Source organism: Paenibacillus sp. TAF43_2 (assembly GCF_052113545.1).
Lineage (GTDB): Bacteria > Bacillota > Bacilli > Paenibacillales > Paenibacillaceae > Pristimantibacillus.
In genome coordinates this window covers 1-9,855 of record NZ_JBFRDK010000210.1, presented here as the reverse complement: position 1 = coordinate 9,855, position 9,855 = coordinate 1, and the positions used below count along the sequence as shown (strand labels likewise).

General features: G+C 45.5%; 10 protein-coding genes, 2 pseudogenes and 2 riboswitches. All 12 genes and pseudogenes read right to left on the bottom strand.

The window, feature by feature from the left end; genetic code table 11:
- Positions 1-370 precede the first annotated feature (370 nt).
- Entirely contained in the window at positions 371-1,180 is an 810-nt protein-coding gene (locus AB4Z17_RS28965) for a transglutaminase-like domain-containing protein (RefSeq protein ID WP_441963676.1), read from the bottom strand.
- A 12-nt stretch (positions 1,181-1,192) separates the two neighbouring features.
- A riboswitch (cyclic di-GMP riboswitch) is annotated at positions 1,193-1,271 on the bottom strand.
- Positions 1,272-1,322: 51 nt separating this feature from the next.
- A riboswitch (cyclic di-GMP riboswitch) is annotated at positions 1,323-1,401 on the bottom strand.
- Positions 1,402-1,569: 168 nt separating this feature from the next.
- Positions 1,570-3,102: a lysine--tRNA ligase gene (gene lysS / locus AB4Z17_RS28960; protein ID WP_339209447.1), complete on the bottom strand. Its 1,533-nt coding sequence runs from the start codon at positions 3,100-3,102 to the stop codon at positions 1,570-1,572.
- Between the two features lie 156 nt (positions 3,103-3,258).
- Entirely contained in the window at positions 3,259-3,735 is a 477-nt protein-coding gene (gene greA, locus AB4Z17_RS28955) for a transcription elongation factor GreA (RefSeq protein WP_076271320.1), read from the bottom strand.
- Positions 3,736-4,270: 535 nt separating this feature from the next.
- A pseudogene (locus AB4Z17_RS28950) lies at positions 4,271-4,437 on the bottom strand (tRNA-dihydrouridine synthase); the annotation flags it as partial.
- 58 nt (positions 4,438-4,495) lie between these two features.
- The gene (locus AB4Z17_RS28945; RefSeq protein ID WP_054025845.1) at positions 4,496-4,708 is read right to left on the bottom strand and encodes a helix-turn-helix domain-containing protein; all 213 of its coding nucleotides are present in this window, start codon (positions 4,706-4,708) and stop codon (positions 4,496-4,498) included.
- Entirely contained in the window at positions 4,660-5,217 is a 558-nt protein-coding gene (gene folK / locus AB4Z17_RS28940; protein WP_441963673.1) for a 2-amino-4-hydroxy-6-hydroxymethyldihydropteridine diphosphokinase, read from the bottom strand. The genes AB4Z17_RS28945 and folK overlap by 49 nt, the downstream gene beginning before the upstream one ends.
- Complete coding sequence (gene folB / locus AB4Z17_RS28935; protein ID WP_076271318.1) at positions 5,192-5,578, bottom strand: dihydroneopterin aldolase; 387 nt, start codon at positions 5,576-5,578, stop codon at positions 5,192-5,194. The genes folK and folB overlap by 26 nt, the downstream gene beginning before the upstream one ends.
- 61 nt (positions 5,579-5,639) lie before the next feature.
- A complete protein-coding gene (gene folP / locus AB4Z17_RS28930; RefSeq protein WP_441963671.1) occupies positions 5,640-6,488 on the bottom strand; it encodes a dihydropteroate synthase in 849 nt (282 codons plus the stop codon).
- Between the two features lie 45 nt (positions 6,489-6,533).
- Positions 6,534-7,424, bottom strand: a complete 891-nt coding sequence (gene pabC / locus AB4Z17_RS28925; protein WP_441963669.1) for an aminodeoxychorismate lyase — start codon at positions 7,422-7,424, stop codon at positions 6,534-6,536.
- Positions 7,421-8,002: an aminodeoxychorismate/anthranilate synthase component II gene (pabA, locus tag AB4Z17_RS28920; RefSeq protein ID WP_076271315.1), complete on the bottom strand. Its 582-nt coding sequence runs from the start codon at positions 8,000-8,002 to the stop codon at positions 7,421-7,423. The genes pabC and pabA overlap by 4 nt, the downstream gene beginning before the upstream one ends.
- Positions 7,999-9,603 (bottom strand): anthranilate synthase component I family protein, encoded by a 1,605-nt coding sequence (locus tag AB4Z17_RS28915; RefSeq protein WP_441963668.1) that lies wholly within the window; start codon positions 9,601-9,603, stop codon positions 7,999-8,001. Before AB4Z17_RS28915 ends, pabA begins: the two co-directional genes overlap by 4 nt.
- 113 nt (positions 9,604-9,716) lie before the next feature.
- Positions 9,717-9,855, bottom strand: a pseudogene (locus tag AB4Z17_RS28910) (cysteine synthase A); the annotation flags it as partial.

Below are 9,855 nucleotides of genomic sequence, written 5' to 3'. Positions count from 1 at the left end.
TATTAGGCACGCCGCCAGCGTTCGTCCTGAGCCAGGATCAAACTCTCCAAATTGGTGTTTGAAATGCTCATTACTTTTTTATCGCTTTTTTCGCTTATCCCGAAGGATTTGCGAGGCAGTTATTACTCGTTGTTCAGTTTTCAAAGAGCAATCTTTTCTCTCTTGTCGACCGTGTATCTCGTTGGCGACCTAGATAATATATCATAGGCGTATATAGCATTGCAAGTGTTTTTTTCATTATTTACGAAAAAGTTTTCAACACTCCTATTTGCCTTCTATTTGCGTAATCGTTGCTTCGCTTCCTCCTCACCTATATTGAAGAAAGACATAAAAAAACGAGCTCTGCGATTTCCGCAAGCTCGTATGACTTCTAATATGTTTTTGTAACTGTATATTGAGCTGCATCCTTGATAAGCTCATACTTTTTCTTGCCCTTCTTTAGACCCGCATCAACTGTCGTATCAATCGTAACCCATTTCCCATCCAAGTATACTTCGTTCCAAGCATGATAAACATCCACATAAGTAGATTGTCCCATCAAGAGCTTCGTAGGAATATCCACGCTCCGCAGCATTGCCGCAAACAATGAAGCGTATCCGTAGCAAATATCCTTTCTCGATTTAAATGTGCGATCAATATTGGGGAGGTAATCAACTGACAGATTAGCAGCTAATTGATTATCATAACTTACATTCGTAATAATATACTCGTAGATTGCCTTTACTTTCTCCATATCCGTTTTTTTATTGCTCGCTAATTCTTTTGCCTTGACGATGGCGCTGCTCGCATTCGACCAGTCAATGTTCTGGATGGAATTCAAGTACAAAACCTTGTTGTCTTTTAAATCAAGCGTCACGGTTTCTTTCTTCGCCAGTTTGTATTTGTTGCCTGTTGTATTCTCTAGAAGAGATATCGTATATTCGCCATTGCCAAGCTGCAATGGAAACTTCTCAGCTGTTTTTCCGCTGGTTAGATTATATGTATAATTTGATGCGCCTTTTGCGATCATAAGCTTCGTTTTCACTTTAGTGCTCACTGCATATTGTACGGAGACAACACCTTTATCTAAATTCCCCGTGTTGAGCCAATCAGAAGAGTCCGCTTCATTTGCCTGAACGACCGTTACATGGATGGATGCAAAAAGAACAAAAGCTGCGATGACTAACATAAATTTACGCATGAATATACTCCCTTCGGTAGCTGGCTGCCATCTTACGGAAGGCCCTTTAGCTTTGCGTCCCTACCTTTCGATAGGTTTGCCATTATCGTGTGAAGCGCTTTGTGATGAATTTCCCCTATACAAACAAAAAAAAGCCTGTTCATTCGGTAGCTGGCTGCCATCATACGGAAGGCCCTTTAGCTTTGCGTCCCTACCTTTCGATAGGTTTGCCGTTATCGTGTAGCGCTTTATTAGTTCTATTCTACCATATGAATCTAGCAAATCAATAGATTGTACTACAATATCAATCATAATTTGAATGTTTTTAAGGATTGTTGTTGCAAATTCTCGATATTAGAAAAAAAAAGAACCGTTGGCTGCTAAAAGCCAAACGGTTTCTTGTTTCTTTCTTATTCAGCAGAACGCTGATCTCTCATATGAGGGAACAACAGTACATCACGAATAGATGGAGCATCTGTTAGAAGCATGATCAATCGGTCGATACCGATTCCTAGTCCGCCTGTTGGCGGCATGCCGTATTCCAGAGCGCGGATAAAGTCTTCATCCATCTCATGCGCCTCGTCATTTCCATGCTCACGCTCAACAAGCTGCGACTCGAAACGCTCACGCTGATCGATCGGATCGTTAAGCTCCGTAAATGCATTAGCATGCTCGCGTGCTACGATGAATAGCTCAAATCGATCGGTGAAGCGTGGATCCGCTTCGCTCTTCTTAGCAAGCGGCGAAATAGCAACCGGATGTCCTGTAACAAAGGTTGGCTGAATAAGCGTATGCTCACCGAACTGTTCAAAGAAGGCGTTGAGAATATGACCAAATGTCATATGCGGATCAACGGCAACTTTGTGTTCTTTCGCCAAACGATGGGCTTCCTCGTCGCTCATTTCCACGCCGAAATCTACGCCAGTCGTTTCTTTGACAAGCTCAACCATGCTGACACGGCGCCACTGAGGCGTCAAATCAATCTCTTGGCCTTGATAAGTGATTTTCGTTGTTCCAAGAACCTCTTGTGCAATATGTGCGATGACATTCTCTGTCAATGCCATAATATCCTTGTAATCAGCATAAGCCTCGTAAAGCTCAATCATTGTAAACTCTGGATTGTGGCGAGTCGAAATCCCCTCATTCCGGTATACACGGCCGATCTCATATACTTTCTCCAATCCGCCTACAATTAGTCGCTTCAAATGAAGCTCGATTGCAATACGCATGTAGAGCTGCATGTCCAGCGCATTATGATGCGTTTCGAAAGGCCGTGCTGCAGCACCGCCTGCAATGGAATGCAGTGTTGGTGTTTCTACTTCTAAATACCCGCGGGAATCTAGGTAGCGACGCATGGATTGAATGATTTTGGAACGAGTAATAAAGGTTTGTTGGACGTCGGGATTCACGATAAGGTCAACATAACGCTGACGATAACGAAGCTCTACGTCTTTTAAGCCATGATATTTATCAGGCAATGGAAGAAGCGACTTTGTCAAAACTTCAATATCACGTGCTTTGACAGAGACTTCGCCTGTATTCGTTTTGAATACAACGCCTACTACGCCAATGATATCACCGATATCCAGCAAATCAAAAGCTGCAAACTTATGCTCTTCAACGGAATCTTTACGAACATATATTTGAACCTTGCCGCTCAAATCTTGAATCGTAGCAAAACCCGCTTTGCCCATGCCGCGTTTCTGCATAATACGGCCAGCAATACGCACTTCAACCGCTTTTTCTTCTATTTCTTCTTTGCTGAGCCCTTCATAGGCTTGTACAATATCTTTGGCGTTATGAGTGCGTTCGAATTTTCGGCCAAATGGATCCACACCTAACCCTCTAAGCTCGTCCAATTTGTTTCTGCGAATTTGCAAAAGCTCACTTAGCTCCTGCTGTTCATTGTTTTCTTGTTCCACTTCTTTCATCTCCTTGATCATTCGGCAAAAGCAAGCAGCTGTCACCGGATTCATGCAGCAAAATCTCGTTTCGCAATAAAATATAAGCAATGTATAGACCTGTAATATACGTTCTTATATTTTAAACGTTCAAAAAGCTTCCTACAAGGAAGCTTTTTGAACCGCTCATAGCAAACATTATTTTTTGATATCGAGAATTTTGTATTGAATAATGCCGACTGGTACGCTAACTTCGACAACGGTGCCTTTTTTCTTGCCTAGAATCGCTTTACCAACCGGGCTTTCATTTGAAATCTTGTTTTGCAAAGGATCGGCTTCCGCTGTACCAACAATGGAATAATCCATTGTGTCGCCATACTCCATATCCTCAACCGTTACGATCGAACCGATGCTCACGGTATCAATATCAATATCGTCATTATTTATAATACGCGCATTGCGCAACATTTTCTCAAGGGTAAGAACGCGGCCTTCGATAAATGCTTGCTCATTCTTCGCATCTTCATATTCCGAGTTTTCGCTTATATCACCATAGCCAATTGCTACTTTAATACGTTCAGCTACTTCACGACGCTTGACCGACTTTAGGTTCTCTAATTCATCTTCGAGCTTTCGCAGCCCTTCTTGAGTCAGAATGATTTGCTTATCGTTCATCTTTCCGATTCTCCTGTCATGTGACTAATTTTTCATACCTTGTATGAATTCACTGTTACCTAATATATTACGCTTCTTATTCCTCATACCAACTGTTGTTTGAAGCGCTCTTGATGTCTTCGTTAGATTATATTGCACGATTATATTGCAAAGTTACCCTGAATGTCAATCAAAGCCAGACGACCCATTGAAACCGTTTCATTTCTGAAATGTAGAGCAGAAGCCGCATGATAGCGGCTTTTGTCGAATGGTGTCGACTCGCTCCCGTTACGGGGTAAATCGCATAACCGATCTATTTGTATTTTAGTAAGCGTCTACTTCTGCAGAACCCGCTTCTTTGCTGAAACAGCACTGACAGCTTGGAATTCTTCGTCCTCTCCAAGCGAGTGAACGTAGTTTTCCAAAATCGCTACCATCGGATCACGGCCGGAATGTTCGAGCAGCCTTTTTGCATCCTCTGGTGAGAAAACGTCGCCATTCCCAATTACGGGAATCGATACCGCTACTTTGACATCCTTTATAATGTCCCAATTAGCCTTACCCGTATACTACCATGCAAAATGGCCTTGTCGCTTACCATCTCCGCACATACAAGACCCGTTCCAAACTCCTTGGCAATTAATCAAAGGCAGGATAGCACACGCTTGTCATCGGCGCTAGCACCACTCTATTCTTCATTTCGATGCCACCGATTTTCAGCATGTCGCTCCTTCCTCCTCTTCTAATTGCTTAATGTTCATGTCTTGTGTACCAGACTGCACTATTCACGGTTATCAGACATTAATTCCTCATAGCTGATTCCGAGCGTCTTAGCGATATGATTTAATAACTTCGTATCCGTCTTTCTTGTTCCTCGCTCCAATGAGCCAAGAACGGCCACCGATACGCCAAGCTCCTTGGCCAGCTCCTGCTGAGTATAGCCCTTCAGCTTTCGAAAGGCTCTGACGCGCTGCGCCAATTGATTGTTTTCCATAACGTAATGCCTTCCTTTCCATCCAGAAGCGCTGCTTCAGATACTGCGCTTACCTCGGACTGCAGCCGATGTGTTTGATCCAAAACATCATGCAGCGGAACGAGAACGAACGACCGCTCCATCATACGCGGATGCGGCAAAGTTAATTCCTCTTGATCCATTCTGACATTATCGTATAGGAGCAGATCAAGGTCAATGGTTCTCGGTCCCCAACGAATTTGTCGAACTCTACCGAGCTGCTGCTCGTACTCCAAAAGCTGACGTAAAAGCATTAATRGAGATAGTGTCGTTCGTACAGCTAATGCCATATTGATAAAGGGAGGTTGCTCTGTGTAGCCTACCGGATCAGTCTCATACATGCCCGACACTCTGCTTACCACGATGTTCGGGTGCGCATCGATGAGGCTAATCGCTTCCAGCAGCAGTTGCTCACGGTCTCCCATGTTAGATCCTAAAGCAATATATGCCTCTGCCTGTGCGCCATCAAGCGGGAATTGTTCGTCCATCATTGTCCCGCTTTCTGCGCAGTTCTACCGTTACTCCGTCAAAATGGATATCAAACGGCGGGTTTGGCTTCGTTACTCGAACCGTCACTTCATTTACCATAGTATAAACTTCCAGTACTTGCGATGCAATGTGACCTGTTAAAGCTTCGATAAGCTTAAACGGAGGGCCCTCTACAATCGTTTTCGTGAGAGCGTGGATTTCTGCATAATTCACCGTACTGTTCAAATCATCGGTTAACGCCGCTTGCTCCAAATCCATATTGAGCTCAACATCCACATAATATTTCTGGCCTAGCTTGTTTTCTTCAGGAAATACGCCGTGGTAGCCGTAAAACCTCATCCCTTTGATCATCATTTTATCCATTATAGCCACTCTCCTAACGATGTACCTTATTTAAAATAAGAAACGGCATTCAACAACACAATTAATGTCGATATAAAATGGCGTCCGTCATAAGCGCGGTACGCTTAATTGCACGCACATCATGCACACGTACGACTTGGCAGCCATGCGCAATGCCAAGAGCAACCGTCGCAGCCGTTCCCTCAACAAGCTCATCAACAGGCAGATTCAGCGTCTGCTTAATGAAACGTTTACGCGAGGTGCCAAGCAGCACCGGATACCCAAGTGCATGCAGCTCGGATAGACGCCCAAGCAGCTCCAGATTATCCTCATAGGTTTTGGCAAAACCAATACCCGGATCTAGCCAGATTTGATCTTCAGCGATGCCAGCCGTTCGCGCAATGCTTACACTGCCCTGCAAATCTGCAAGTACATCGGGAACAAAATCATTATAGTCTCTTGCATGGCGGTTATGATTGATGATGACAGGACAAGCATATTCAGCTGCAACTGCGGCCATATTAGGGTCACCCTTAAGCCCCCAAATGTCATTAATGATATGAGCGCCTGCCTCTAGCGCGTGCCGCGCAGTCTCAGCTTTGTATGTATCGATGGATAAAGGAATGTGCGGCAGCGCCTTACGCAATGCCTGAATAACAGGAAGGATGCGCCGCAGCTCTTCCTCCACTCCCACCGGCTCAAATCCTGGACGTGTCGATTCACCGCCAATATCAATAATATCAGCGCCTTCCTCCACCATCGCTTTCGCACGGGCAAGAGCCGCATCCACACTCGTATAACTCCCGCCGTCCGAGAAAGAATCAGGTGTCGCATTCAAAATGCCCATAATCACCGTACGCCCGCCCAGCTCCAGCCTCGTTCCGCTGCCAAACTCATATGCTCTTTTATAGAAATTTGGTTGTTGATCCATTGTTAGACCGCCATCCTTCTTCTTAAGGTTACATGATTATAGAACTTAGATAGCTCCAGCATCACCGTCAATTGTCGTCTGTCGGTAAAGAGTAAGCAATTGCTTCGTAATAGACCCTGCTTGACCGTTGCCGATAACTCTACTCACCCCGCCAGCTTCTGATAACAGAGTAACGGGAACGAGCTCCTGAATGGAATTGGTGAGCCAAATCTCATCGGCCGTTTGCAGCTTCTCCAAGCTATAAAGGCCCTCTTCGGTTTCATACCCTGCACTGCCAGCCAGCTCCAGAACTCGCTCGCGTGTAATGCCCGGCAATATACCGGTGGCCAGTTCAGGCGTATATACAACATTGTCCTTAGCAAAAAACAAGTTGCTCACGATTCCCTCCGCCAACCATCCTTCTCGGCTGAGCATAAGACCCTCGGCCCCAGGCGCAGCACCACTGGCAAGCAGCTCTCGCTTAGCAATAATATTGTTCATATAATGGAGAGACTTAAAGCGAACCTCGCCCTCAGGCGTATTCCTCCTTGTCTGCAAAAGCCGCAGCTCCCGTCCGCGCATATGAACCGCATCATTAACCGGCGGCAAAGCCTTTACAAGCATTAACACATTCGGCTGTTCATAATCTCCTGTCGGCAACCCTAGCTCAGCTTCGCCTGCACTGACGGTTAGTCTTATATAGCCATCTTTTAATTCATTCGCCACAAGTAGCTCGTTAACGGAGCAGCGCAGCTCCTCCATATTAGGCGTGTACTGAATTCCTAGCTGATCACAGCCTGAGCATAACCGCTTCATATGCCTGTCTAGTAAGTAAGGTTTCCCCTCATACGTGCGGAAAGTCTCGAACAAACCTATACCGTACAAAAAGCCGTGATCATAAACTGAGATCACGGCTTCGCTCGCATCCATTACGGAGCCGTTCAGTCCGACCTTCATCGCACTGCGCCCGTCCGATTTTGCAAGAAATTACGAAGCATCGTCAAGCCATGCTCCGTTATAATGGACTCAGGGTGAAATTGCACCCCTTCAATTGCATATTCCTTATGACGCAAACCCATAATTTCTCCTTCATCGGTTTCCGCTGTTATTTCCAAGCAATCAGGCAGTGTTTCACGGCGTACGATAAGAGAATGATAGCGAGTAGCGGTAAAAGGTGATGGCAAACCTTCAAACACAGATTTTCCTTGATGATAAATGGCAGACGTTTTGCCGTGCATCAGCTTCTCCGCACGTACCACTTCCCCGCCAAATGCTTGTCCGATCGATTGATGACCAAGACATACGCCAAAAATCGGGATTTTACCTTTAAAATGCTCGATTAGAGATAAACTAATGCCCGCTTCATTCGGTGAACACGGACCTGGTGATATTAAAATATGATCGGGCGCTAATGCTTCGATTCCGGCTAAATCTATTTCGTCATTTCTTTTTACCGTAATATCTTCCCCAAGCTCACCCAAATACTGTACTAAATTGTACGTAAAGGAATCATAATTATCGATGACAAGTATCATGTTAAGGCTCCCCCTTTTTCCGTTTCCGCTGCCAAATCAACTGCTGCAAACCGTTCGCTGTACTGAATGGCCTTCCATAATGCCTTCGCCTTGTTTAGCGATTCTTTATATTCCCGCTCCGGCTCAGAATCAATAACGATGCCTGCTCCCGCTTGAATATGAACAACGCCTTCTTGAAGCACCATTGTTCTAATAATAATATTAAATTCCAAATCTCCGCTGTAGTCAATCCATCCAAGCGAGCCCGTATACGGTCCTCTGCGTGTCGGTTCAAGCTCTTCTATGATTTCCATTGTGCGAATTTTTGGAGCACCTGTAATCGTTCCTCCGGGGAAGGTAGCCGATATAACATCATAAGCATCTTTGCCGTTTGCAAGCTGTCCTACTACCTGAGAAACAAGATGCATAACATGCGAATATTGTTCAATAACCATAAACTCTTCGACCTTAACCGTACCATAGGTTGAAATCCGCCCAAGATCGTTCCGCTCCAAGTCAACGAGCATAATATGCTCCGCCCGCTCCTTCTCATTCGTGAGAAGTTCGTCAGCCAGGCGCCGATCCTCTTCCTCCGTTCGCCCGCGTCTACGCGTTCCAGCTATCKGTCTTGTGATCAGCTTGTTATCGTTGAGCTCAACGAGAAGTTCAGGTGATGCAGATACAATCTGAAAATCAGGACAACGCAGAAACCCCATATAAGGCGATGGGTTAACTAGTCGAATCCATTCATAAAGTTCTTCCGGCGCAGCCGCAATCGCTTTGCTCTGACGAACGGACAAATTCACTTGAAAAACGTCACCCTGCTCAATATATCGCTGAATGCTGCGAACGGCGTCCATGTATGCTTGCTTCGAGAAAGGCGATGTGATGCCAGTAATCGAATCCACATCCAATTGCAATAAATCATCTGWCAACAAGCGCTGACGTTCTGCTCGAAGCGATATCGCTTTCGCTTGGGCACGCTCCTCATCAAACCAGGTTAACCAGTAGTCGGTCATCCCTTCCGCTCTAGATGAAGCACGGTCATAAGCAGCACGCAGCTCCTCTTGATCCGCATTTTGATCTACTTTTGAATGGACAGCACAATACACTTTTGATTGCTCATGGTCGATGATCCATATTTCATTCATTTGCATGAATAAATAATCGGGAATATCCTGATTATCCTCGGCTAGCACCGGCAATCGTTCGATCGAACGGATGACATCGTAACCCCAGAATCCGATACAGCCGCCAACCCACTTGGGCCCATTCTCAAGCTTCGGCCCCAGCAAACCGCTCATCCATTCTCTCACAACCTCAAGCGGCTTGCCTTCCCAGCGGCGCTTGCTTTGCTCCTCTAGCGAATGGAATTGTATCGACTCTGCTTGCAGCCCTTTTCCACGGATAACCCCGTCAGGATGCAATCCCAAATACGTATATCGTCCGTCCTTGCCGCTTTCTAGTACAAAAGCATGCGGCGAAGCGTCCTGCCATACTTCTTCCCATGACGTTACGTTCGCCCGATTACCGAACTCAAAAGGTAATTCTTTAACGAATGGCAGCGTCGTATATTTCTGTTCGGCGTGCCACCGAGTCCATTGCTCTATCGCGGTGATCATCACCTTCAACCCCCGAATACTTGACTTATTTTGCTCAGTATACAGAATAGCTAACTAAAAAGAAAGCCTTCCATTCCGAGGAATGAAAGGCTGTTCGATATAGGCAGTAAAAATTAGTTTTCGAAGTTGAACAGCGGTGTGGAAAGGTAGCGTTCGCCATTGCTTGGAACAATCGCAACAACACGTTTTCCTTCGCCAAGCTCTTTCGCAACTTGCAATGCCGCATAGATCGCTGCGCCAGAGGAAATTCTC

Coding starts and splice junctions, on each gene's coding strand:
- AB4Z17_RS28965 (WP_441963676.1), bottom strand. CDS start 1,180: ATGCGTAAATTTATGTTAGTCATCGCAGCTTTTGTTCTTTTTGCATCC.
- lysS (WP_339209447.1), bottom strand. CDS start 3,102: ATGATCAAGGAGATGAAAGAAGTGGAACAAGAAAACAATGAACAGCAG.
- greA (WP_076271320.1), bottom strand. CDS start 3,735: ATGAACGATAAGCAAATCATTCTGACTCAAGAAGGGCTGCGAAAGCTC.
- AB4Z17_RS28945 (WP_054025845.1), bottom strand. CDS start 4,708: ATGGAAAACAATCAATTGGCGCAGCGCGTCAGAGCCTTTCGAAAGCTG.
- folB (WP_076271318.1), bottom strand. CDS start 5,578: ATGGATAAAATGATGATCAAAGGGATGAGGTTTTACGGCTACCACGGC.
- folP (WP_441963671.1), bottom strand. CDS start 6,488: ATGGATCAACAACCAAATTTCTATAAAAGAGCATATGAGTTTGGCAGC.
- pabC (WP_441963669.1), bottom strand. CDS start 7,424: ATGAAGGTCGGACTGAACGGCTCCGTAATGGATGCGAGCGAAGCCGTG.
- pabA (WP_076271315.1), bottom strand. CDS start 8,002: ATGATACTTGTCATCGATAATTATGATTCCTTTACGTACAATTTAGTA.